Source organism: Parasutterella sp. St.1A3 (assembly GCF_059728705.1).
The window spans coordinates 1,268,123-1,292,000 of record NZ_BAAGFK010000001.1 but is presented as its reverse complement, the minus strand read 5'-3'; the positions used below and the strand labels follow the sequence as shown (position 1 = coordinate 1,292,000).

22 protein-coding genes and 1 tRNA gene are annotated in these 23,878 nt (G+C 49.6%); 12 read left to right on the top strand and 11 right to left on the bottom strand.

Annotated elements, in window-relative coordinates:
• Window positions 1-4: 4 nt before the first annotated feature.
• Complete coding sequence (locus AC6I1F_RS06095) at window positions 5-1,474, bottom strand: leucyl aminopeptidase (RefSeq protein ID WP_289164188.1); 1,470 nt, start codon at window positions 1,472-1,474, stop codon at window positions 5-7.
• Window positions 1,475-1,685: 211 nt separating this feature from the next.
• Here AC6I1F_RS06095 and AC6I1F_RS06090 point away from each other — a divergent pair, with 211 nt between their 5' ends.
• Window positions 1,686-3,098 carry an ISAs1 family transposase gene (locus AC6I1F_RS06090; RefSeq protein ID WP_497801576.1) on the top strand — a complete coding sequence of 471 codons (1,413 nt, stop codon included), beginning with the start codon at window positions 1,686-1,688 and terminating at the stop codon, window positions 3,096-3,098.
• A gap of 2 nt (window positions 3,099-3,100) precedes the next feature.
• Here AC6I1F_RS06090 and AC6I1F_RS06085 read toward each other — a convergent pair whose 3' ends face one another.
• Window positions 3,101-3,979 carry a DMT family transporter gene (locus AC6I1F_RS06085; protein ID WP_497801660.1) on the bottom strand — a complete coding sequence of 293 codons (879 nt, stop codon included), beginning with the start codon at window positions 3,977-3,979 and terminating at the stop codon, window positions 3,101-3,103.
• Between the two features lie 219 nt (window positions 3,980-4,198).
• On the opposite strand from AC6I1F_RS06085, the gene AC6I1F_RS06080 reads away from it, so the two are divergent.
• Genes AC6I1F_RS06080 through AC6I1F_RS06070 form a run of 3 tightly spaced genes read left to right on the top strand, consistent with a single transcriptional unit; the run spans window position 4,199 to window position 7,241 of the window.
• Window positions 4,199-5,614 (top strand): FAD-binding oxidoreductase, encoded by a 1,416-nt coding sequence (locus AC6I1F_RS06080; RefSeq protein WP_251452177.1) that lies wholly within the window; start codon window positions 4,199-4,201, stop codon window positions 5,612-5,614.
• A gap of 50 nt (window positions 5,615-5,664) precedes the next feature.
• Window positions 5,665-6,825 (top strand): asparaginase, encoded by a 1,161-nt coding sequence (locus AC6I1F_RS06075; protein WP_251452178.1) that lies wholly within the window; start codon window positions 5,665-5,667, stop codon window positions 6,823-6,825.
• A complete protein-coding gene (locus AC6I1F_RS06070) occupies window positions 6,822-7,241 on the top strand; it encodes a DUF4186 domain-containing protein (RefSeq protein ID WP_160334519.1) in 420 nt (139 codons plus the stop codon). Before AC6I1F_RS06075 ends, AC6I1F_RS06070 begins: the two co-directional genes overlap by 4 nt.
• A gap of 69 nt (window positions 7,242-7,310) precedes the next feature.
• On the opposite strand, the gene AC6I1F_RS06065 is transcribed toward AC6I1F_RS06070, so the two are convergent.
• The 5 genes from AC6I1F_RS06065 to AC6I1F_RS06045 all read right to left on the bottom strand — a co-directional run bounded on the left by AC6I1F_RS06065 (window position 7,311) and on the right by AC6I1F_RS06045 (window position 12,200).
• The gene (locus tag AC6I1F_RS06065) at window positions 7,311-8,255 is read right to left on the bottom strand and encodes a Bug family tripartite tricarboxylate transporter substrate binding protein (protein WP_160334518.1); all 945 of its coding nucleotides are present in this window, start codon (window positions 8,253-8,255) and stop codon (window positions 7,311-7,313) included.
• A 183-nt stretch (window positions 8,256-8,438) separates the two neighbouring features.
• Entirely contained in the window at window positions 8,439-9,947 is a 1,509-nt protein-coding gene (locus tag AC6I1F_RS06060) for a tripartite tricarboxylate transporter permease (protein ID WP_160334517.1), read from the bottom strand.
• A gap of 11 nt (window positions 9,948-9,958) precedes the next feature.
• Window positions 9,959-10,408, bottom strand: coding sequence for a tripartite tricarboxylate transporter TctB family protein (locus AC6I1F_RS06055; RefSeq protein ID WP_160334516.1), 450 nt, complete (start codon window positions 10,406-10,408; stop codon window positions 9,959-9,961).
• Between the two features lie 645 nt (window positions 10,409-11,053).
• Window positions 11,054-11,650 (bottom strand): epoxyqueuosine reductase QueH, encoded by a 597-nt coding sequence (locus AC6I1F_RS06050; RefSeq protein WP_497801659.1) that lies wholly within the window; start codon window positions 11,648-11,650, stop codon window positions 11,054-11,056.
• 52 nt (window positions 11,651-11,702) lie between these two features.
• A complete protein-coding gene (locus AC6I1F_RS06045) occupies window positions 11,703-12,200 on the bottom strand; it encodes a helix-turn-helix domain-containing protein (protein ID WP_237178697.1) in 498 nt (165 codons plus the stop codon).
• 265 nt (window positions 12,201-12,465) lie between these two features.
• On the opposite strand from AC6I1F_RS06045, the gene AC6I1F_RS06040 reads away from it, so the two are divergent.
• Both AC6I1F_RS06040 and proC read left to right on the top strand, forming a co-directional pair.
• On the top strand, window positions 12,466-13,194 hold the full coding sequence (locus AC6I1F_RS06040) for a YggS family pyridoxal phosphate-dependent enzyme (protein ID WP_160334514.1): 729 nt from the start codon (window positions 12,466-12,468) through the stop codon (window positions 13,192-13,194).
• A complete protein-coding gene (proC, locus tag AC6I1F_RS06035; protein WP_497801658.1) occupies window positions 13,191-14,024 on the top strand; it encodes a pyrroline-5-carboxylate reductase in 834 nt (277 codons plus the stop codon). The genes AC6I1F_RS06040 and proC overlap by 4 nt, the downstream gene beginning before the upstream one ends.
• Here the strand turns inward: proC and recG are convergent.
• Window positions 14,021-16,090, bottom strand: a complete 2,070-nt coding sequence (gene recG / locus AC6I1F_RS06030; RefSeq protein WP_160334512.1) for an ATP-dependent DNA helicase RecG — start codon at window positions 16,088-16,090, stop codon at window positions 14,021-14,023. The two genes, proC and recG, sit on opposite strands and share 4 nt — an antisense overlap.
• Before the next feature lie 76 nt (window positions 16,091-16,166).
• The gene (locus tag AC6I1F_RS06025; protein WP_497801657.1) at window positions 16,167-16,907 is read right to left on the bottom strand and encodes a GntR family transcriptional regulator; all 741 of its coding nucleotides are present in this window, start codon (window positions 16,905-16,907) and stop codon (window positions 16,167-16,169) included.
• 507 nt (window positions 16,908-17,414) lie between these two features.
• Between AC6I1F_RS06025 and AC6I1F_RS06020 the strand changes: the two genes are divergently transcribed.
• The 3 genes from AC6I1F_RS06020 to AC6I1F_RS06010 all read left to right on the top strand — a co-directional run bounded on the left by AC6I1F_RS06020 (window position 17,415) and on the right by AC6I1F_RS06010 (window position 19,593).
• The gene (locus tag AC6I1F_RS06020) at window positions 17,415-18,806 is read left to right on the top strand and encodes a tetratricopeptide repeat protein (protein ID WP_497801656.1); all 1,392 of its coding nucleotides are present in this window, start codon (window positions 17,415-17,417) and stop codon (window positions 18,804-18,806) included.
• A gap of 73 nt (window positions 18,807-18,879) precedes the next feature.
• Window positions 18,880-18,955, top strand: a tRNA-Ala gene (locus AC6I1F_RS06015).
• A gap of 116 nt (window positions 18,956-19,071) precedes the next feature.
• The gene (locus AC6I1F_RS06010) at window positions 19,072-19,593 is read left to right on the top strand and encodes a hypothetical protein (RefSeq protein WP_160334509.1); all 522 of its coding nucleotides are present in this window, start codon (window positions 19,072-19,074) and stop codon (window positions 19,591-19,593) included.
• A 1-nt stretch (window position 19,594) separates the two neighbouring features.
• Here the strand turns inward: AC6I1F_RS06010 and AC6I1F_RS06005 are convergent, their stop codons facing one another.
• On the bottom strand, window positions 19,595-20,515 hold the full coding sequence (locus tag AC6I1F_RS06005) for a DUF2156 domain-containing protein (protein WP_160334508.1): 921 nt from the start codon (window positions 20,513-20,515) through the stop codon (window positions 19,595-19,597).
• 94 nt (window positions 20,516-20,609) lie between these two features.
• Between AC6I1F_RS06005 and AC6I1F_RS06000 the strand changes: the two genes are divergently transcribed.
• The gene (locus AC6I1F_RS06000) at window positions 20,610-21,842 is read left to right on the top strand and encodes a sodium/glutamate symporter (protein ID WP_289163960.1); all 1,233 of its coding nucleotides are present in this window, start codon (window positions 20,610-20,612) and stop codon (window positions 21,840-21,842) included.
• A gap of 9 nt (window positions 21,843-21,851) precedes the next feature.
• Window positions 21,852-22,190 (top strand): thioredoxin family protein, encoded by a 339-nt coding sequence (locus AC6I1F_RS05995; RefSeq protein WP_251569545.1) that lies wholly within the window; start codon window positions 21,852-21,854, stop codon window positions 22,188-22,190.
• On the opposite strand, the gene AC6I1F_RS05990 is transcribed toward AC6I1F_RS05995, so the two are convergent.
• Window positions 22,187-23,158, bottom strand: coding sequence for a tRNA dihydrouridine synthase (locus AC6I1F_RS05990; RefSeq protein WP_497801655.1), 972 nt, complete (start codon window positions 23,156-23,158; stop codon window positions 22,187-22,189). The two genes, AC6I1F_RS05995 and AC6I1F_RS05990, sit on opposite strands and share 4 nt — an antisense overlap.
• Window positions 23,159-23,355: 197 nt before the next feature.
• On the opposite strand from AC6I1F_RS05990, the gene AC6I1F_RS05985 reads away from it, so the two are divergent.
• The gene (locus tag AC6I1F_RS05985; protein WP_497801654.1) at window positions 23,356-23,820 is read left to right on the top strand and encodes a hypothetical protein; all 465 of its coding nucleotides are present in this window, start codon (window positions 23,356-23,358) and stop codon (window positions 23,818-23,820) included.
• Window positions 23,821-23,878: the final 58 nt, after the last annotated feature.

The window sequence follows — 23,878 nt, the reverse complement described above, 5'->3', positions numbered from 1 at the left end:
TCGATTATTCGATATCGAGGTCCTTAAGGAAGCTGATCAGCAAAGGAACCGGGCGGCCTGTGGCACCCTTTTCCTTGCCGCTCTTCCAAGCAGTGCCCGCGATATCCAGGTGAGCCCAGGGCGTATCGCCGACGAATTCTTCAAGGAACGCGGCTGCTGTAGAGGAGCCCGCGCCGCGGCCGTCGCTAATGTTTGCGAGATCCGCGAAGTTGCTTCTGAGCGACTTGGTGAAGCTGATGTCCAAAGGCAGTCTCCAGCAGGGATCAAGACTTGCGTCGCCGGCCATCAGCATGGACACAGCCATTTCTTCGTCGTTGGCGAAGAGACCGGAGATGTCGTTGCCGAGCGCGATAATGCAGGCGCCCGTCAGGGTCGCGGCGTCAACCATGCACTTCGGTTTGAACTTGTCTTTGACAAAAGAGAGCAGGTCACAGAGCACCAAGCGGCCTTCGGCGTCCGTATTCAGAATTTCGACGGTCTTACCGCTGTAGCTCTTGAGGATGTCGCCCGGTTTTGTCGCGGCGCTGCCCGGCATATTTTCCGTAAAGCCGAGCGCGGCAACGATATTGACCTTGAGTTTCAGCTCTGCGGCGGTCGTGATCGCACCGATCATGGAGGCTGCGCCGCACATGTCGTACTTCATTTCGTCCATACCTTTGCCGGGTTTAAGCGAGATACCGCCGGAGTCAAACGTCAGGCCCTTGCCGATCAAAGCGACTGGAGCTTCGCCTTTTTTGCCGCCGTGGTATTCCATGATGACCATGCGGGCAGGCTGATGAGAGCCGCGGGCAACACCCAGAAGGCATCCCATACCGAGCTTTTCCAGCGCTTTTTCATCATAGACCGAAACATCAAGACCGAATTCTTCACCGAGCTGCATGCATTCCTGAGCCATGAACTTCGGTGTGCAGATGTTGGCGGGCATATCGCCGTATTCTTTGGTTCTGCGAACGCCTTCGCCGACGGTAAAGCCTTCAAGGAAAGCGGTTTCGATATCTTCGTTGCCGTCCGGAACAAAGAGTTCAATTTTCTTGGGTTTCTTCCAATCGATGTCTTTGGTTTTGTAGTTTCTCGGACGATCGAATGCATTGCAGGCAATACGGCCGGCGGTTTGAGCGATCCACTCGGGGATTTCGTCAGGAAGCCATTCCAAGCAGGTAATGACGACTTCTTTGCCCAAATATGCTTTTTCCAGACCGAGCTTCAGAATTCTCGGCAGCTCACGAGCTTTGCCCTTTTTGCCCAGGCCGACAAAAATCACACGCTCGGCCTTAGCGCCGGGGAAGCCAAAGAATTCGGCACACTTGCCGACACAGCCGTGAATGTCGCCGCTTTCCATCCATTTGGACACTAAGCCGCCGCTCGCTTTATCGAGCGCCTGAGCGGACGGTGTCAGACTGTCTTTAAATACACCGACGATTAATGCGCCGCAGGCGAGGTCAAGAACGTCGCCTTTGACAATTGAAGCTTTCATTTTTTAATCCTTATCAATTGCAACTAACCGACATATTATAAGTAGTTATACTGAGCTTTTAACCTATTTAGAGGCCTTTCTTCTCTCGCGGCAGGGCGAACGCACAAAATTTTTAACAAAACATCCTTAACTCGTTAAAAAGTCGACAAAAACGGTTGACTTTTTTTGAAATATAGCATATAATATATATGTCTATAATTTAATAGGTGGCATGATGGCTGTCAGCAAGGAAATCCTCGACCTTATCCCGCAAGGCTGCAAGGTCAACTGGAACGAGAAACAACAACGCTTCTATGTTTATAAGTCCACTTATTACTACAGTAAGGAACACAAAAGATCTCGTGAACAGCGCACCCAGGTCGGTACGATCGTTAACGGCGTATTTACTTATGCCAAAAGCTACCTTCTCAAACAACAAATCAAGGACTTGAAGCAGGAGGTTAAGTCTTCAACTGCAGAAATCGTTAACAAAACCTCTGAAATTCTGTCCAATGAAGTCGTTGACCCTCGTCAGGCTGCGAAGGTTCAATATCCTTTGGCGTACGTGTATTTAGTCGCTTTGCTCAGCTCCTTGTCCGGGCAGACAAGTTGTGTGCAAATCGCAGATTATTGGAGCAACCATCGGGCAGCCCTGGAAACAGCATTTGAAGACTTTCCTAAGCAGGATATTTCTCACGATACCGTTCGGCGTCTTCTTATGCTGATAGATCCTGAACAATTCCAAAGCTTTTACGGCAGACTTGTAGAACCTCTGCTTCATAAATTTACTTCTCGAATTGTTGCAGTGGACGGTCAAGCGGTCAAAGCCTCCAGAAAAAGCGCAGAAAGAGCCGGTAAATACATCCTTACCTTCTATGACACTGAAAATGGAATTGCTTTAGGACAAAAGCTCATCGGGAGCAAGGAAAATGAGATCACGCACGCCGCCTCCATGGTTGAGGGACTCGATTTGGCAGGATGTATTGTTACGGCCGATGCACTCAATACGCAGGAAAAGTTTGCTTCAGCTTTAATCCAAAGAAAGGCAGACTACTGCCTTGCGGTGAAACAGAACCACAAATCGTTGTTTTATGACATGCAGTTAAGCTTCGTGGACCGCACCGAAACCCGTACGCTGGAGACCGAAAAAGTTGAACTCGGACATGGAAGAATCGAGACAAGAAAGATTTCGGTCCTTCCCGGAAGTTGCCTGCCCGCAGCCTTATTGAAGAAGTGGATAGGGCTGGATGAGGGCACGATCATTAAAGCTACAACAGAGAGCGTTAACAAGACAACCGGCGAGATCAGTTCTCTTGATCGCTACTACATTAGCTCCCTGAACTTCTTGAATGCCCATATCGCAGAACAATGTGCCAGAGCCGTTAGACGTCACTGGGGAATTGAAAATGACCTCCACTACGTCCTGGATGTTAACTTCTACCAAGATAGAACACAGTGCAAAAACGCCAACTACCTGCAAAACAGAGTCCTCTTGAATAAATGGGCGCTCGGGATGATCAGAAAACTTCAAAAAGAAGAGGAAACCGAAACCGGCAAAGAGGCTAAAAGCGTGAAGCGAATCATGGCTAAGCTGCAGTCTCCGACAGCAGCTCTGGAGGCGTTGACCTCACTAATTAACAAATAAATTCATGCGTACGCCCTGCTCTCGCGGATCTCCGCTCGAACAAAGTAGCTTGCGCACAAACCGGCCGCAACGATCATCAGCATTCCGATAACAGCCGTCAGATGAATCGGCTCGTTAAAAATCACCTCTCCGAAGATTGTGGAAAAGAGAATCACGGTGTACTGAAGCGAACTCGAAAGCACGAGATTGCCTCTTGAAAAGGCGCGAGTCAGACAGAACTGTCCCATAGCAGAGCAGATGCAGAGCCCTGCGACCATACAGGCCGCTGTCGAGGTCCATTCATGAAATCCGCCGGTAAAAAGCGTACCGGCCAGACCGCAGATAAAACCGGTAAAAACCAAATAGAAAATAATGCGGGATTCCGGCTCCTGAAGAACGCCCAGGCGTTTTACAAAACTCGTCGCCACCGCGGTAAAAAATCCGGCTCCAATACCGACAGCGGCCGAAAAATATTCTGACGGAGAAATCGTCGGGCTGAGAAGCACCACAACACCCGAGAATCCAAGAAGCACCATGCTGAGCAGCTTCCAGTTGACCGGAATCTTATTTCGCGCCGCGTAGACAAGCACAAAGCAGCCGATAAATAAAGGCGCGGTGTAGTTAAGCGTCATCGCCAAGCCGATATTGAGGTGCGAAACGGAAAAAATGCCGCAGAGAATCGCAACTGTTCCCGCAAGCGATCGAATAATATGCTGCCAAGGGTGGTGCGTTGTCACGGTAATGCCCGTGTATTTCATGACGCTGTAGAAAACGACGACGCAAAACGCGGATCTGAAAAGAAGGATCTCCCATGAACCCAGGCCTTCAAGTCCTGCGAATTTAACGAAAACGGCATAGAGCGAAAAAAAGACCGCCGCCACAAGCATCCAAAGAGACTGCATAAGATTTTGTATTCTGTTTTTTTAAGATGAACGGATTCTACCGTCTAATCTTCTGAAAGCGTGCGGTTATCCTGCTTCAGAGCAGAAAGATTAAAAGTCAAAAATGTTAGAATTTTTGAAGCCGTCGGCTGGCCGCCGGGTGTTATTTTGATTCGGCCGACACGCCGACAGAAGGTTGGGGCTCAGTCCCAAAAATTGAATCTAATATCAAAGAACAATATGCAGTCAGCTATCAAGGCAAGATTTGAAGCCGTTGTCGGCGCAAACAATGTTATCGATGACCCGTCGCTTTTTGGTCCGTACTCAGATGACTTTACCGATCATTATGTCTGCAAACCCCTGGCGGTTATTCGTCCGGGCAGCACTCAGGAAGTCTCCGAGATCGTCAAAATATGCGCGGAATTAGACCTTCCGATCGTGACCCAGGGCGGCAATACCAGCTTAACGGGCGGCGCGATCACGAGCGAAGCGGATAAGCAGATCATACTTTCCATGACGCGCATGAAAAAAGTGACGCACAGCGATCCGAGCTCCGACACAATGACCGTAGAGGCGGGTATGACACTCGCCGAAGTGCACGAAGCGGCAGAGAACATCGGACGATTTTTCCCGCTTTCCTTTGCCGCTGAAGGCAACGCCACCATCGGCGGCTGCGCGGCCTGCAACGCGGGCGGCGTCGCGGTGCTCCGATACGGCACAACACGAGATCTGATTCTTGGCGTCGAGGCGGTTCTTGCCGACGGCAGAATCTACAACGGCTTGAGAAGACTGCGTAAAGACAATACCGGCTACGATCTCAAGGATTTATTTGTGGGCAGCGAAGGCACGCTCGGCATTATCACGCAGGTTGTCTTGAAGCTGTTTCCGATTCCCAAAGAAAAGGAAACGGCCTTTGTGTGTCTGGATTCTCCCGAAAAAGCGGTTGAACTGCTCGCTAAAGCCAAGGCAAGCGCCGGATCCTCGCTGACCGCGTTTGAACTTATCAGCAGCGCGCCGATCGAGCGCGTGGTCAAGTACCTTCCTGATATCGAAGTGCCACAGCTTTCCGAATCAAAATGGAAAGTGCTGATAGAGCTTTCTCTCGAGCAGAAAGGCGAGGAGAGCGTTCTGATGCCGATTCTGGAAAGCGCGTTCGAGAGCGAACTGATTTCGGATGCGGCGATCGCAAACTCCATCGGCGACTCTAAAGTCTTCTGGCACGTCAGAGAATCGATTCCGCTTGCCGACAGAACCGCGGGCGGCAGCATTCACAGCGATATCAGTCTTCCGATTTCGAAGATTCCCGGATTCATTGAAATCACAAGCCAAAGACTCCTTGAAGCCTATCCCTGGCTCGGCCTCTCTATTTACGGTCATTTAGGAGACGGAAACCTGCACTTTAATTTCGTCAGCCCCGAGGACCCGAAAGCGACATACCACCACGAGGAAGGTATTCGCGACATCCTTTACACTGCGGTTAACGAATTTGAGGGCTCGATTTCAGCGGAGCACGGAATCGGTATGCTCAAGCTCGAGCATAATTATCAGTTCAAAGCTCCGCTTGAAATTGAACTGATGGATAGAATCAAAGAGGCGCTGGATCCCCATGGGATTCTGAACCCCGGAAAGCTCCTGAAGCCGAAACGGAATTACTAACTTTCGAGGATATTGTGGCCAAATCTTCTAAATCTAAGAAGCGTAAAAAAATGAGCAAATCTGAAAAGACAACATCTAAAAACGTCGTTCCTTATAAAGAAAAAGATTTGGCCTCTGAAGTCCTCGATGACGGCTATATCGATGTCATGGAGGATAAGACCGTTTCCCTTTTTGTGGTGGGCGACGTAATTCTTCCAAATCTTACGGAAAAGAGCGAACTGAGTGAAGAGGAGATTACTCAGTCGCTTTTAGAGGAAATTCCGGAAATCAGCGACTACTGCAATCTTGATACGGTGAAACAATTCCGCTTCCGCGGCAATATTCCGACGCCCGCGATGATGCTCGATCTCTCCAAGAGCATTCAGAAGGCGCTCTCCAACCCGGATGTCGCCGGGGTCGTAGTAACACAGGCTCCGGATGCGATCGAGGAGAGCGCGTACTTTGTCAGCATTTCACTCTCGGATAAGTTCCAAAACAGCAATTCCAAGCCCATTGTCTTTACTTCGGCCATGTTCTCCGACGTGCCGTTCCATGACGGCGGAAGAAACCTTCTGGATTCGGTACGCACGGCTTGTCATGACGGCAAGGGCGATATCCCGACCGTTGTGATCTGCATGAATAGCGAAATTCACGCGGCCTCCCGCGCTCAGATTTCGCATACGATCAATGCGGCGGCGCTTTCCTCTCCGGGCTGGGGTCCCGTAGGCTATGCGGACAAGGACCGCGTTTACTTTCGTGCGGGCGCCCTTGAACTGGATACGGGACTTAATTTTCCGACGCCGAAGCGTTTGAGTGCGTCCGTAGAGATCATTAAGGCGCAAACGGGCGACACAGGCCTCATGGTCGACGCCGCCGTGAAAGCGGGCGCGGATGCGCTCATTATTGAAGGCTTCGGAAGAGGAAACCTTCCGGGCGGCATGATGCCCTCGATTAAAAAAGCCCTTAAAAAGGGCGTGCTGGTGGTTATCGCGACGCGCGCCGCCTCAGGCCGCGTGCTTGACTCGGGCGACTACTGCGGCAGCGTGACCGAGTGTCTGGACTTGGGCTGTCTGCTTGCCGGAGAAACCACGGCGGCAAAAGCGCGTCTTCTGATGATGTATATCCTCTCCCAGAAGGACGCCGCAGCGCTGCGCAAAAGCGACGAAGAGCGTTTCCTTGCTTATGTTCAGGAGTGTCTGGATCCGGTTTTAAGCGTCCGACTCTTTGAATGACACTGAAGTACCAAACCTTTGACGCGCTTTTTGAAGCGCTGGCTCGATCCGAATTTCGTTCCAAATTTCGCCTCACAGGCGATGATCGTGTGTTCGCTGAGCTGAGGAGCCCCGAGCTTCTCAATCAGCATGCGCATGAGATTTTAAAAAATCGCATTGGCGCTTCGCATCCGAAAAACGACGGCAAACAGACGCCTTACAAAGGACACCCGGTTTTTACAGCCCAGCACGCAACCGGATGCTGCTGCCGAAGCTGCTTATTCAAGTGGCACGGTATTGAAAAGAATAGGGAGCTCTCAGATCGTGAACTCAACGAACTCAGCGCGGTGATTTGTGAGTGGATTCGAAGGGATCTGGAGAAACCTGCTAAGAAAAAGCGCGTGCGCAAAGGCGAAACACTTTCCTTATTCGATTAAAGAAATAAATAAGCCCTTCGCGGAAGAAGGGCCTATTCGAGACGGCCTATTAAGGCCGCTTATACAAGATTACTTGTAGAGGTTGTTGACAACGTCACGAGCGAACTTGTCCTGAGCGTCGATCAGAGAGCCGAGTTCTTTGTTGTCTTTGAAGTCAAGAGCCATACCGGCTTTCTTGTGGGCTTCAACAACAGCCGGATCCTGCATTGTCTTCTTGAAGGCGTCTACGTAGTAAGCAATGATTTCGGGGCTTGTGCCTTTAGGAGCGACAAGAGCGCGGGCAGAGCCGTACCATTCGGGATAGAAGCCTTTTTCACCAAGAGTCGGAACGTTCGGCAGTTCGGCGTCACGTTTTGTATTGAAAACAGCGAGAACGCGAAGTTCGGGTTTGTCGCCCTTAACGAGCTTGGCAACGTCAGCAACCTTAGCGCATGTGAAGTCAACTTCGCCCTGACGGAGAGCGAGCAGCTGGTCAGCTGTGCCACCGTAAGGAACGGCTTTGTAGTTGAAGCCGGCGCTCTTGGAGAAAAGCTGAGCAGCGGTGTGGTTGGAAGCCTTAACACCGTTGGTGGAAGCCTTCAAATTTCCTTTCTTAGCAGCAGCAACGAGTTCTTCGATTGTCTTGTATGGAGAATCAGCCTTAACAGCGACAACACCGGTTTCTGTCAGATGGTTGGCGATAGGCACAATGTCATGAGAAGAAAAGGGAGCCCCCGGCTGGGCAGCTAAAGTAGTGAATGTCGGCAGGTTGATAAAGCCGATTGTCTGGCCGTCGGGTTTGGAGTTAACCAATTTTGTCCAGCCGATTTTACCGTCAGCGCCCGGAAGGTTCTGAATAATGATGGTCTTCGGAATGTACTTAGCGGCTTCAGTGGCGAGCAGGCGGGCACCTGTATCTGTACCGGAACCGGCTTTGTAAGCGACGATAACATTGATATCACCGGTCGGCTCCCAAGCCATAGCTGTCATAGGAACGGTCATGGCAACAGCCATAGCTAAAAGCACTTTTTTCATGTCTAATGTCCTCCTGAGGGATCAAAATTGTATTTTCAAGCCTTAAAAGTGAACAAGGCAGGCCCCGAACAATCGATGTTTCGGCGCACGTTACAAATGATAACGCAATCCCCAAATAATAGGAATATTTTTTTAATGCAAAAAGGCGCCGACTGTGCGGCGTCTTTAGAAAGATTCACTTATTTAGTGATGAGATCTGGCCTCAACATGCTTTTCCCATCTTGCCATGAGCCAGGGAGAAGCGGTACCGAGGATACACATCGCGATCAGCAGCCAGCAGAGCGGAGTGCTGAAAAGAATCGAAGGATCGCCGTCGCTGAGGTACAGAGAGCGGCGCAGACCGTTTTCGCCGATCGGTCCGAGAATGAGACCGAGTACGATCGCGGCGGCATTCAGATCGAACTTACGGACAAAGTAGCCGATGATGCCGAAGATGAACATGATGATGACTTCAACGAAGTTGTTATGGATCGCGAAGGAGCCCACCACACAGAGCAGGAAGATGGACGGAATCAGGATGGAGTCCGACAGTCTGGAGACCTGCGCAAAGAGGCGGCAGCCGACTAAGCCGATGCCGAGCATTGCGAACTGAACCAGCACGAAGCCCGCGAAGAACGTGTATGTCATCGGAGCGTAGGTGGAGAAGAGTTCGGGTCCGGGCTGCAGGCCGTGAATAATCAGGCCGCCCATCAGCACTGCGGTCACGCTTTCGCCCGGGATACCGAGTGTCAGTGTCGGGATCAGAGAGCCGCCCGTAACCGCGTTGTTGGCGGCTTCTGAACCGGCGACGCCTTCAATGGAGCCTTTGCCGAATTCTTCTTTATGGTGAGAGAAGCGTCTTGCTTCGTTGTAGCCCATGAAGCAGGCGATCGTTGCGCCGGCACCAGGAAGAATGCCAAGCACGTTGCCAATGACCCAGGAGCGGGTAATGGTCGGCATCAGGCGCTTGATTTCAGAACCGTTCAAAAGAAGGCTTCCGGAGAACTTGGCCGCTTTGGCTCGCTTGGCGATCGCTTTCTCAGCAAGGATCAGAACCTGAGACATGGAGAAGAGGCCGATCAGCGCACAGGTCACGTTCACGCCGTTGTAAAGCGAGCTTGAACCCATCATGAAGCGCTCAACGCCTTCCATCGGGTCCATACCGATCGTGGAGATGAGAAGACCGAGAATACCGGAGATAAAGCCCTTGATCAGAGACTTGGAGGAGACGCCCGCGATAACGGTCAGACCGAAGATGGAAAGCCAGAAGTATTCCGGACTCTTAAACTTCATCGCAAGTTCGGCAAGGAACGGGGAGAAGAAGTATAGAGAGATACAGCTCAGAAGACCGCCGCAGAAAGACGCGAAGCAGGCAACGGCAAGCGCTTTGGCGGCCATGCCTTTTTTCGTAAGCTCGTAGCCTTCGATCGCGGTCGCTGCCGAAGCGGGCGTACCCGGTGTATGAACCAGAATCGCGGAAATAGATCCGCCGAAAATGGCGCCGCAGTAGATACCGCCGAGAACGATCAGGCCGGTGGCCGGATCCATACCGAATGTAACCGGCAGCAGAAGGGCGACACCCATCGCGGCGGAAAGACCGGGCAGACAGCCGATTGTGATACCGAGCGCCGTGGCGGCGATCATCAGAATGATATTAAGCGGAGAGAGTGCGTGTACAAAACCGGCACCCATCAGAGAAAGTGTTTCCAACATGTTCCTTCTCCTTATTCAAAGAAAACGCCGACCGGCAGCGGAACGTGCAGGAAAAGCGAGAAAACCAGATATGTCACGATCATGATGACTGCGCAGGTAATGACCGCGGGAATCGGCTTAACCTTAAGGAAGAACTGAGCAAGCAGCAGATACAGGATGCTCGAAATGTAGTAGCCGAGATAATTCACTACCGCCATATAAATCAGGCAACCCGCGATAACGCCGAAGAACTGGCCGGGCACAAAGGAAGCAAAAATCTTTCTGAAGTCGTTCAGGACGAGACGATGACGGAAGAAGCTGTAGAGCTGTTTGCCCAAAAGCAGTGTATTACAGACGTAGAGGGCGGTTAAAAGGATCAGCGGATAGGACTGAGCTTGCGGCGGAAGCTGCAGAGTCATCACAAGGAACCATGTGGCGACTCCGTAAACGACGGCGACGACGCACAAATCGGACTCTTTCATATTTTCTCTCTTATAAAAACGGAATAACTCCGTCGGGATTTCAGCAGTTCGGCTTTAAATGCCGTTTTTTTAGAACAAGGCCGAACAAGGCCTGGTACGGATCAATTTTACAAGAATGACACCTGTTTTAAAGGGGGGAAGCACTTACAAAGGCCCTTTAAATCGGCTTTTACTGATTTACTCACTATATATAAAGCAGCTTTTTAAACACTGAATGTGTGTTTTTTACAACATCTTTGAGAATTTTTGAATGCGGCAATCCTTTCGGCACACGGTTTCCGCGCTGCTTTGATGACTACAAAAACTGTATGAATATTCTAAAAAAAAGATTATTTCTTTTTCTCCGGAAGAAAATGACTGGAAAACTATATATAAGAAATCAACTGGAGGACAGGAGGGGGCGACTGGTTCGCTATTTTCTTATGAGGGGTAATAAATAATTAAAACAATAACCCAATATCGAGTTTGAAAAACAAATCGGTTATTAAAAAATAAATATAGGAATATCAGACTAAATAGAAATCAAACATATATATAAACACCCCGCCCGATTTATTTAATAAATCAAAAATCAAATCTAAATAAAATTAAAAAAAATCTCCTCATAAACTTTAAGAATATAAGGAGAGGTAATTGCCTAATTATCTATTTCAGAATGATGATCTTTTGCTCGTCGGAAAGGTGTCCCATTGAGAACTCACAGCCGCAGTAAAGCTGGTTGTAGAAGTTGTTTTCCTTCAGAAGGACCGAGCGCCTTTCCTGAAGACCGCCTTTTTTCCAGTTGACATCCCAGTAGCGCACGCCGGGGATGAGACTGTCGGCTCGCTCAGCCGCGGCCCGGATTTGTTCCAGGCTTTTCCAGCGGGAACCGGCAAGCGTGGTCGTGTAATGGGTAATACCTTCTTTACGGGCGCACTCTGCAGTGACCAATAAGCGGTGGCTGAAGCAGGCGAGACAGCGCTTTCCGCGTTCCGATTCATTTTCCAGTCCGAGTACAGAGATCCGCCAGAGCTCGTGACAGTAATCGCCGTCAATAATACGTACGCCGAGTTTTTCCGCGTAACGGTCAATTTCCCGCTTGCGGATCAGGTATTCTTTCTGCGGATAGATATTCGGGTTATAGAAGAAGATCGTCGGTTTGATCCCGTGATCGAGCATCCACTCGAGAATCGCAGCCGAGCAGGGCGCGCAGCACGAATGCAGAAGGACTTCTGAGGGGGCCTCAGGTGTTTCTAAAGTCATAAAAAAATTAGCAGGATTAAAAAATCCTGCTAATTATAGGGCTGACAGCTTTTTATGCAGTCGGTGTCATGACGCCGCTGTCTTCTACATCGAATTCAACCGGAGCGGTTTCACCGGCCTGAACGCGGGCAGCTTCCGCACGTTCGGCGTTATCTTTGTGAATCCACTGAAGGACTGTTGCGCGGTTAACTTTTGTGAGCTGCGAAATCGCGTTGTAGGATTTTCCTTCCTCACGGCGGAGACGAAGCACCTCAGCTTTCTGCTCCGGCGTGTAGGACTGCTGACGCGCACCGTGTTCCGCACGGAACGTGCCAATCAGGAAGCTGCGGTGCCAGTCGCGCGCAGTATAAATCGGAATGTTCAGAGTCTTGGCGCAGCTCTTGTAGCTTCCGCCGTTTTTAAAAATAAGCAGCGCTTTTTGACGTGTCTCAAAGGAATGACGCGGAAGAGCTTTACGAGCAGAGGCGGCATCTGTTGTCTTAGTCGCAGCAGCCGTCGGTTTCTTGGCAAGCTTTCCAAGCCCTCTCGCTGTTTTTTCAGTTTTTGGCATATTGTAAGGCTCCCGTATTTCGGAAATATTCAAGTACTACACTGTGGTTTGTCTCCGTTTGAATATTTATATTTATATCCAAGCGGTTCGGTTATGTGAATAATATACCATTTACGATAAAAAATAATATTATTGATTATGAGTAGAATGATTTTTTATTAATGACAATCATCCCCCGTTTTTATTAATCAGATATTTGTAAGTTTGGTTACTAACCCTAAAATAAGACTACTATTTACAAGAAATTTAATTTTGGGGGTTTGAAATGTCAGTTCTTAAACCGGGTCTTGCGGACAGGTACGAAAAGGTTAAATCAAATTTAGCCCTTGCAGAGAAAGAATCACTCCGCGCAGCCGGAAGCGTATTTCTTCTTCCGGTCTCAAAAACGTTTGACATTGAGGCGATTCGGGAAGCAGTCGGATGCGGAATGCACGCCTTTGGAGAAAACTATGTCCAAGAGGGTATCGAGAAGATCCGATGGTTCAGAGAGAACGAACCGAACCTGGATTTAACCTGGCATTTCATCGGCAGACTCCAGTCCAACAAAACCCGCCCGGTCGCTGAGCATTTTGACTGGGTGCAGACCGTGGACCGCCTTAAAATCGCCGAACGGCTCTCCGAGCAAAGGCCCGTGGAGCTTGGGCCGCTGAACGTGCTGATTGAGGTCCATATTTCCGGTGAAGACTCCAAGGGCGGCTGTGAACCTATGGATGTGCCCGCTTTAGCCCAGGCCGTCACAACGCTCCCTAATCTCAAATTGAGAGGTCTGATGGCGATTCCCGCTCCGTCGGATACGGAAGAAGGTAAAAAAGCGCCGCTTCGGGAGATGTTTTCTCTATATACTCAGCTCAAAGACATGGGCTTTGATATTGATACGCTTTCTATGGGCATGAGCTCCGACATGAAAGAAGCAGTGGAGTGCGGCTCAACTATGGTGCGCGTCGGTTCCGCGATCTTCGGGCCCAGAGACTACGGCAATAAGGAATCAAAATGAACAGAAAAACCATTGTTTTTTACGGCGGCGGCAACATGGCGTCCGTCATTATTTCTAAGATGGTCACAAGCGATTGGTCCGGTGAAGACATTCATGTGATCGACCGCAACGCGGAAAAGCTTGAGCGCTTCAGCAAACAGTTCGGCGTTCAAGTCCATGACAAACCCGGCTCCTGGATGGCGCAGATCGATTCTGTCGTTTTGGCGGTTAAGCCGCAGCAGCTTCCCGACGCGATCGCCTCGGCAAAAGAATGGATGGATGAGGCGCTGATTATCTCTATTGCCGCAGGCGTACGAATTGAAGATCTGCGGGCCATGCTCGGACAGAATCGAATCTGCCGCGCCATGCCCAATACGCCGATGAAAATCGGCAAGGGCGTCTGCGGTCTTTACGCGACTGCTGAGGCGGACGAAGACCACCTCTTTATCGTGAAGGTGTTTGCGGCTTGCGGAGATCTGATTTGGTGCGATAAGGAAGAGATGCTCGAAGGCGTGACCGCGGTTTCCGGATCCGGCCCCGCTTACGTATTCCGTTTTATTGAAGCACTCGAAAACGCCGGTATTCGCTACGGCTTTAACGAGGTGCAGGCAAGAAGACTCGCGATTGCCACAGTTCTGGGTTCTGCGGAACTGGCGCGACAGAGCGACGAGCCGCCTGCAGAGCTCCGTGCAAAAGTCACCAGTAAAGGCGGCACCACTTATGAAGCATTAAAAGTTATGCAGGAAAGAGGCTTCATGGAAATGATGCAGGACGCGATGGACGCCTGCAGACGCAGATCCGCTGAGCTTGGCGAAGCGTTCCATGAAAACCTGGAATCCAAAAAAGATTAAGCTTCAAGGAATTTTTCTTTAGATTCATACCAGCGGGCTGCATGCGTGTCAGCCCGCTCGTCATTTTCATCAATCCAGCGCTGCGCCAAATGGGTCGCCTTTTCCACCAAATCGACATCTGTGTCGAGGTTGGCAAAGCGAAGCAGGGCGACTCCGCTCTGACGGGCGCCGAGAAACTCTCCCGGACCTCTGAGTTCAAGGTCTCTTCTTGAGATTTCAAAACCGTCCGTCGTGCTCTTAAAGACTTTAAGACGTTCCTTGCCGATATCGGAAAGTTTATTGCCGAAGAGCGCGACACAGAAACTCTTTTCACTGCCGCGTCCGACTCGGCCTCTAAGCTGGTGAAGCTGCGCCAGTCCGAAGCGCTCGGCGTGTTCAATCACCATGATGGTCGCGTTAGGCACATCGACGCCCACCTCAATAACCGTGGTCGATACTAAAAGCTGAGTCTCGCCCTTAACGAATCTGTCCATAATGACGTTTTTTTCTTCCGGCGTCATTTTGCCGTGCAGCAGCTCAATCCGATAGTTCGGAAGCAGGGCGCAGATCTGTTCGCAGGTTTCCGTCGCCGCGGTTAAATCTATTTTTTCGCTCTCCTCAATGAGCGGACAGACCCAGTAGGCCTGAGCTCCGTGACTGAGCGACTGGCCGATCGATTCGATCAGTTCTTCCTTACGCTGCATCGAGAGCAGTTTAGTTTCGATTTTCTGTCGGCCGGGCGGAAGTTCATCAATGACCGAAACATCCACGTCCGCGAGATAGCTCATCGCGAGTGTTCGCGGAATGGGAGTCGCCGACAGCATCAGCAGATGCGGCATAAAGCCGTCCTCGCGTTCTGCTCTCAGCTGCAGGCGCTGATTCACGCCGAAGCGGTGCTGTTCGTCCACGATCGCCAGACCGAGCGCTTTAAAAGCGACGTCAGGCTGAATGAGGGCGTGGGTGCCGACCACAAGTTCAGCGCCGTCCGCGATCGCCTTAAGCGCCTCGCGCTTTTCTTTCGCCTTTTGTTTTCCCGAGAGCCAAACGACGCGCACGCCAAAAGGCTCAAGCCAGGAAATAATCTTTCTGAAATGCTGCTCGGCCAGAATTTCGGTCGGCGCCATAAGCGCCGCCTGATAGCCGCAGTCAATCGCCTGACAGGCGGCGAGCGCCGCGATAACGGTTTTGCCGCTTCCCACATCGCCCTGAACCAGGCGGTTCATCGGACGATCCGACTGCAGAGAACCGACAATTTCGTTCCATACACGCTTTTGAGCGCCTGTCAGCTTAAACGGCAGAGACTTATAAAATTTAAAGCTCAGAGAGTCGGTCCTTCCTTTCGGAAAGGGCATCAGAGGCGCTTTATTCGTCTCTCTGAGTTTACGAGAGCGTTTCAGCGCGATTTGCTGCGCGAGCAGTTCATCAAACTTGAGTCTTTGCCAGGCCGGATCGGTTTTTTCCTGCAGGGCTTCGAGACTAGCTCCGGGGGCAGGATGGTGCAGCGATTCAATCGCCTTTCTCAATTCCGGAAGACCGAGGCTTTGTCTTTCTTCTTCAGTCAGCAGGTCTTTGATATCCACGTCCATCAGAGCGCGGTCAATTCGTTTTCTGAGCCACGGCTGAGTAATACCTTCGCCCGCCGGATACACCGGCGTCAGCGTTTTAGGCAATTCCGCGTCCGACTTGATATTACGGGTTTTCGGGTGAATCATTTCGAGTTCACCGCCGTAGCTGCGGCGGGGATTGCCGAAAAGGCGCACACGCTTTCCTTCCTTCAGAACCTCGCGCAAAGAAGGGAAGTAATGGAGATAACGCAGTTTCAGAACGTCGGATCCGTCGTCAATCCAAGCCTCGAATGAGCCTCGAAAACGGTTTTCCTGGCTGCGGACCACTTCTCCCTCAACCTGCTGATCCACACCGGGGACAAGGTCGGCAATCGGCGTCACAGAGGTTTCGTCCTCATAGCGCAGCGGCAAATGAAGCACAAAGTCCCAGTCTCTTGAGAGACCGAGCTTTTTCAGCCGCTCTTTAAGCGGCGCAAGTTTCTGACCGGGCTTTCTGCCGTATACGTTTTTAGACTCTGCCACTGAAGCAATCCACCAAAAAGTCGCAAGACGCGAGAAAAAGAAAAGGGCCCGAAGGCCCTGTTTATTTTAGTGCAAATTACCGAACATCTCTTCGGCCGTTCTGCATGTTGATCGTGAGAGAATAACGATCGCCCGGGTGATAAGACTCGGAAATTTCAAGGATATTTCTGCGAATGCCAAGATAGTGACGAAGGATTCTCAGCGCAGGCGAACCCGGTGTCGCGTTTAGACTGATCGCCGCTTCAGCGGGAAGGGGAACCGCGGAAATTTTCTGAGTGACTTCCTGACATCTTTCTCCGTATTCCTTTTCAATCAGCGTTGAAAGAAGAACCAGCGGGTTGTGTCTTGCGAGTTCCGGAAGCCTGGAATAGGCGGCGTTGACGTAGACCGCAGTCCAGACAACCGGTTTGCCTTCATCGGTCGGATGGGTACGAATATTCGTGAAGCGAAGGAAACGGAGATATTTTTCACACTCAAGTTTCTGAGCGAGCTCCTGATCGACAACGCATTCCTGAGTTAACTGGATTTCACGTTTATGGGTACTTGAGAGATGATCGATTTCAGAGACTGAAGTAAAAGAGCGCGCGTAGCTTTCGTCAAAACCCACCGAGACGACTTTAGAACCAAGTCTCGGCCAGCGACGGATTAACCCCATGCGAGTTAAATCCGCAAGAGCGAGACGAACGGTATAGCGGCTGACGTTGTACTGTGCGCACAGCTCTGCTTCAGTCGGAAGATAGGAATGAAGAGGGAATTCCCCAGTCGTAATTCCTTTTGTCAGATCATTTGCCAGCTTAATCCATCGTGCATTCTTCATAGCGGTCCATCCTTAGAATTATTATTGTTACAGACAAATATTAAAGATTTCACCCCACCATTTCAAGGGGGATTATCGTTTGTTCTAAGCGGGGTAATACCGATTTACTATTTATTTGAATTTATGAATATATTTATAAATCCGTTTTTTTATTAAGATTTTCGTTCAAATATCACCTATACGGGGTAACAATCGTCTGTAATGTTCAGTAAACCCACCCCATGAGCCGCAGTCTCTAAGCGGATTTTGTCTGACAAATAACCCTATAAAATTCATCTTTAATATCCGGTGGTTGATTGGCGTTTTTATAATTAAAAGCAAAGTTGAAATTGTAATAAACAATTTCAGCGTTTAATGGTGATTTCAGGACAAAAATCATAAGTATTTTCCTGATCGTGATTACCTCTAATATTGTTCGGCATTTGTCTTTAATCACGCTGTTCGTTCTCACAAAAGATTCGTTTTTGCAGGGATAAATCTGCAAAAATTACGGGAAGGAGAGTTTTCATGGCCCATTTGAAATTCAGAACTTCCATCCTCGTCGGTGGTTTGTGTTCGGCGCTCTTTTTTATGACCGCACACGCTCAGCAGCAGAATGCGGAGACAGTACCCGCGGTCTCGGCCGAGAGTTCGGCGTCAGAGTCAGCTTCGGAGCCCGCAGCTGCGGTATCCGCTGAAGACAAAGATAAGATCGCTAAGCTGATTCAGGAAGCTGAAGTTTATCTTTACGGCGACCATGTTCCGGTCGATCTGGCTAAAGCGGCCGACCTCTATTCTCAGGCGGCTGCTCTTGGGAGCCCAAAAGCAATGATGCGCCTTTCAACTCTGTACCGCAGAGGCACAGGAGTTGAGCAGTCCTCCGAAAAAGCGTTTGAACTCGCAAAAGCAGCAGCGGAAAAAGATTATGTACCGGCGATGGCCGCTCTGGGCTTTTTCTACAGCGACGGCTCCGGAGTCGAGAAGTCTGCTGAAAAGGCTGACTATTGGCTTGAAAAAGCCGCAGAAAACGGACACAAACTGGCGCGCGTGGTGACCGGGGAAAAGTATCTTGCCAAGACAGACGATCCGCAGGCACAGGTAAAAGGCCGCTTCCTGATTGATACGCTGCTCGAAAACGGCTCTCCGAGTGAGCTCTATACCATTAGCTATTCGTACGGGCATGGCTATCGTCTGCCTAAAGATGAAGACAAAGCAATTTTCTGGGCCAAGGCCGCTGCTAAGAAGGGCGGCGTTAACGCGATGTTTTATTTAGGCGAATGCTACTGGAATCGTCAGGATTATCCGCAGGCACTCAGCTGGTTTGAAAAAGCGGCAGAGAAGGGCTTGGGCGCGGCCGAGCTTCAGACGGGAAGACTTTACCGAGACGGCGCGCAGGGCGTGGAACCGGATCCGGTCAAGGCGGTTCAGTGGCTGACAAAGGCGGCGCCATATGCAAGAAACGACGATCTGCTTTCTCTTGTCAAACTTTATCAAACCGGACCGCAAAGCGTTAGAAGCCGGGATCAGGCCCAGAAGTATCTGGATATCTATATTAAAAAAGCCTCAACAGCAGAACTTCAGAATGAAGCCGACCGTTTCTGGAACGGTACCGGCGTGCGCAAAAACTTTAATTTAGGCGGCGCACTCTCGCTGGCAGCTATACAGAAAGGGGACCGCTCACAGGTTTGTGAATTCGCAATGAGACTGTCTCAGCCCAATTGGATCCATTTTGATCCGGTCACAGCTTATTCGATCCTCAATCAATGCGCATTAGATAAAAACGCGACTGACGAAGTTAAACAGGCTTTTACCGCACTGGAAAACAGAATGAGCGCTGAACAAATTCAGAAAGCGCAGGAAATTGACGGAGAAGAAGCGCTCAATAACTATTTGAATTCTAACCAACCTTCCGTTAAGTAAGTAAAAACCCTTAGCTTGTTGAGTTGCTAGAAGCTTCTTTTTAGTGCACAATGTCGAAAGTTTCCGAACCGGTGGGGAAATAGCTCAGCTGGGAGAGCGCTGCGTTCGCAATGCAGAGGTCGTGGGTTCGATCCCCATTTTCTCCACCAAACATCCTCCTTCCTATTTTTAAATTCCCATAGTTCTGAATTGAGTTTGACCGTGTGGTTCATGCGCTGACGCGTGATATATTTCCACAGCGTAGGTTGACAGTATTTATTCAGAAATGATTCAGGATTATTTTTCTTTAAGCCGTAAAAGCGACACGTATTACCTTCTCAGAATCATCAATAAAGTTGATTTTGCTGAAGAGGTTGTCTGGGCCTGCGATTACGAAATTCACACGCCGCAGGATCTGGATCAGATTGCCGACAGGATTATTTCTTATCTTTTGAACGGCTTTGATTCGCTCTCGAATTGGCACGGCGATAAAGAAGGATTTCATGAACCGATTCAGCATTTCGGTTTTGAATCCGTCATTCAGACAGAAGATATTGTTCCTGCACTGATGAGGAATGACGCGGACGCTGATCCGTTTGTCAAAAAGGTGCTCGGCCTTGTTCGGGATCGAAAGAGTGAATTGGAAGGCAAAGAACTGATGACAAAAGCGGGACTGCTGTATCACGCGCTTGAGGATTCATCTCTTTGTCCGCCAAAGGATCCGCAAGCGGATATTTCGATCCCGCTTAAGTTGATTTTTGAGCGAGACCTTACTTCGGTCTCGGCTCTTTTGCAGAACTACGCTTAAATTATTCGATACGGCTCTCATCACGCTGAATTCTCATCAGCGTCTTACGAATCATTGTCGAGGGCGACCAATCTTCTTTCGCTTTTCTCAAGCCGGCCAATCCCAAGTCTTCTTCGCGATTGATCTGTTTGAATTCTTCCGGCAGCGCTTTTGCGAAAGCGGAAGCCAGAGCAGGGTACGCGCCAGTAACGTTTCGATCGGCTTTTTCAATATGGACTGAGAAAATATCGCCGCCGACGCCGGAGCCGTAGGTAAATCCGAAGATGTCGTCTCCGTTGACGAGTGCGCCTCCGATCAGGCCGAAGTCTTCGAAATGATCGAACGCGAATTCAATCGCGACTTTTTCCGCTTGGAGCGACTCTGTCATTTCCCCGTGCGCTTCATACCATTTTGCTAAAAAGCCGCGGCATTTTTCAATCATTGGCGCGTCAAGCGGAACAAAGGCCGCATCGGGGTAGGCTTTGTAAAAACGCTTATTGAAATTGCGTTTTCCGTGCAGATCGCGGCCTTCAAGTGTTTCGATGCGGGATCTGTCGTAGACGTAGTCCCACCAGGAATTTGAAGACACCGTAATGAAATTGCGGTAGCGCATCAGTTCGGAGATTTTCTCGGTCATATAGGTAAACCGGCCGAACAGAATCAAGGGTTCTTTACAGTCTTTGCAGCTGCACTCAAGCGTCTGCATAATTTTGAGGATATTTTCGCTTTGCAGCGGCAGGACATAAGCTGCAGGAATATCCGGGTAAGGCATCCAGTTTAAAACCAGTTCGCCTTCTACTAAACCCCATTTAATTTGATACTCTTCCGCTCTTCCGATGACGGAGGCAATCGATAAATTGCAGTCTCCGGTCTGAAGCTTAGGAAGCTGCTCTTTTAAGAGCGGAAGCTGTTCAAGTGTGACAGGTTTGAGTTCTATCTTCATTTCTAAATTTTTCTGGTTTGACCCTAAGAGGATATACTAAACAAGATTATCTAACTCTTAAAATCTATTCAATACGGGCAGTTACCAAGGCGATATGGACGACCAAGTCATACAAAATATCCTGCATATTCAGCCAAATGCTTTTGTTTTCTTGGGGATCGCGCTGGTCAGTTATTTTCTAGGCCGATTAATTAAGTCAAAAATCCCTCTTTTGCAGAAGCTTTCGATTCCGGTTCCTTTTATCGGAGGTCTCCCTGTCGCAGGGATTATTCTTCTTTTTCGCATCACGGACACCGCGATTATTGATTTTGACGTCAGTCTCAATTCCATTGTGCTTCGGTTTTTCCTGACAATGCTCGCACTCTTTGGAACGTGGAAGCTCATCAGTCGGGGTACCTGGGTTTCCATGCTGTTTTGGGCTTTGGCTCTGGTGCTCGGTGTGCTTCAGGCCCTTGTCGGAATCGGCGCCTGCGAGATGCTCGGGCTGCATAAACATTTAGGTCTTTTAGTCGGCACGATCTCCATGATCGGAGGCTATGATACGGTCAATAATTTTGCGCCGACCATTGAACGGCTTGACGCGATTTCCGGCGCCGCCCAGATGGCTTCCGGCGTTGTGACGCTCGGCATGATTCTTTCTCTCATGATCGGCGCGCCCCTTGGCGAGTATCTCATCAGCAAGTACAAACTCAAAAATCCGAATTCCACTGAATTTGACAACCAGAGACTCTCGCGCTCGATCCTTCGCTCTCCAAGACCTTTTTATCAGCAGCACACCGTCGAGTGCATGAAGATTCTTGCGCTGAGTTTCGTCTGTATGGCTTTGGGCGACTTGTTTAATCATTATTTTCTGCAGGATGTATTCATTCCGGATTATGTCAGCTGCATGATTTTCGCGATACTGATAAGAAATTTCGCAGATAAGACAAATTTTTTCAGCGTTGACGGTCTTGCGCTCAGAACGCTGACCAAAGTCATTCTGACAATTTTTATTGCTCTTTCGACCTGTTCGCTTCGACTCGACATGATCGGATCTGTCACTTGGGAAGTTTTGCTCATCACGTTTCTTGAGCTTCTTCTTAATGTTATTTATGCGCGCTGGGTTTATTTCAATTTTCTCGGCAGAAACTTCAAGGGAATGCTTTTTGCGGTCGGCGGTTTAAGCTTCTCTATGGGCGTCTGCGGCAACGGGCTGAGCAACATGCAGTCGCTCTGCGAAAAATACGGACCCAGCACGGATGGATTCTTAGTACTTTCCATTGTTGGACTTATAATGCTGAACGTGTCGAACGTTTTCCTCATTAATTTTTTAATGATGATTTTCTAAGGAATCCAAATGAGTGACTCTAAATTTATCGTTGACGTGACTGAAGCCAATTATGACGAAACAGTGGTGAACTGTCCGAAGACCGTTCTTCTGGCCATCGGCGCGCCCTGGTGCATTGACTGCCGCCGCATTCAGCCGATGTTTATGGAATTTGCTGAAAAATACAGCGACAAGCTTCAGTTTGCTCACTGCGACTTTGATAAAGAAGCCGGATTAAACAGCAAATTTAAAGTCCGTCACATTCCGACTTTAATCGTCCTGCGCAAGGGCGAGATCCTTGACACTCTGGTTGAACCGAAGAACGTCAAGCTCTTTGAAGAATTTGTTCAGAAAGCTCTAACATTCTAAAGAGGCTTCTTCCAGCCGAATCTGGCGTCTCTGAGGAGGCCGCCGCTCATAATTTCATCCAAAGCCGCGCTGAAGTCCGCTTCTTCGCGGCTTTTGAATATCCGCTTAAAGGCTGAAGGATTCTCTTCGAAGAGACAGGATTGGAAGAACCAATATTCCTTCATTCTCATCATTGCGTTTTTGCGGCTGCCGAAGGCTTCTGTGTAGCCGTCATAAAGGGCTTTGGAGAATTGTCGAATTTCTTCAGCTGAGGCGGGCTTTCCTCCTTTAAATTTACGAAAGAGGGCGGGATCGGCCATAAGCGCTCTTCCCACCATCAGCTGATGCGGATGTCTAAAGCGTTCATCGGCTTGTTTTAAATCCGCCTCTGTAACCAAATCGCCGTTCACACCGAGCGGGAAGGGAATCTCGTCAAGCGCGTTTAAAAGCACCTGAGTCCGCGCGTCTCCTTTGTATTGATCGGTCTTGAGACGCATATGAACAATCAGTTCCGAGAGCGGATACTTTCGGTAGAGCTTCAGAATATCTTCAAATTCAGCGGTATCTGACCAGCCGAGGCGAGTTTTAATGGAAATCGGCACAGGGATATCGGCGCTAAAGACCTCATCCAGAAATTTTTCCAATCCGTAAAGATCTTTCAGAAAACCGCTGCCTTTGCCCTTAGCGACAACTGTGCCCGCGGGGCAGCCGAGGTTGAGATTGACTTCAGAGTAGCCCATCTCGTCGAGCGCTTTAGCAGCCCAAATGAAGTCCGCCGAGCGATTGGAAAGGAGCTGGGGAACCACCGGAATACCGCTGTTGACTTCAGGAGCCAGCTCCCTTAACTGCCGATCGGTAAATTTCGGCTCTACGGTCGGGGTTACAAAGGGAATGTAATAGGCATCCGCACCGCCAAAAAATCGGTGATGAAGCTTTCGGTATACCGCACCGGTCAAACCTTCCATCGGTGCCGCTGTCAACTGTGCCATTCAATATGCTCGGTTTATCCTTTAACCCGTGAATTCTAAATACTTTTCTCTTTCACTGCTGAAATCGTGCGCACGGAATAAGTACTAAATTTACATTTAAATACATTATTTAAATGCATATCTATTTCCATTTAATATGGACAATATTATTATGTGCATATCAAATTACTGACTGAACACGTAAGGAGGTTCACATCATGACTGTAACGCTCAAGAAAAACATCGTCGACGTCCGAGTCGAACTTCGCCGCAATGACAATGACTATATCGGTGAGGACCGTTTCTACTATGCCTATTTCTTTACACAGGCCGGCTGCTTCGGATCCGCCAAGGTAACTGAGAAAGAATTTTTCCCGATCGATGTTCCCTCCAACACAACCAAAGAGAATGAGAACTTCAAAGACGCTCTGGTTCAGCTGAAAGACGACATTCTTCGATTGGCGGCTTTCCTCAACAAAGAAGAGGAGAACAAAGGAGACTTGGAAAGCTCTTTATCTCTGCAGTGGGCAATTGCCAAAAGAGGCCGTCCGGCGCTCGATGACAAACCGCTTGTCAGAACGACAATTCTTTTAAGACAGGAAGAAAAGGACAAGCTCAAGCTGCTTGGCGGATCCTCCTGGATCCGCAATCAGATCAGAATGGCGCGTATCGGCGAACTCTGATTGATTTCCGTCTAGGCAAAAGGCCGCCAAATTGGCGGCCTTTTGTGCGCCTATGGGC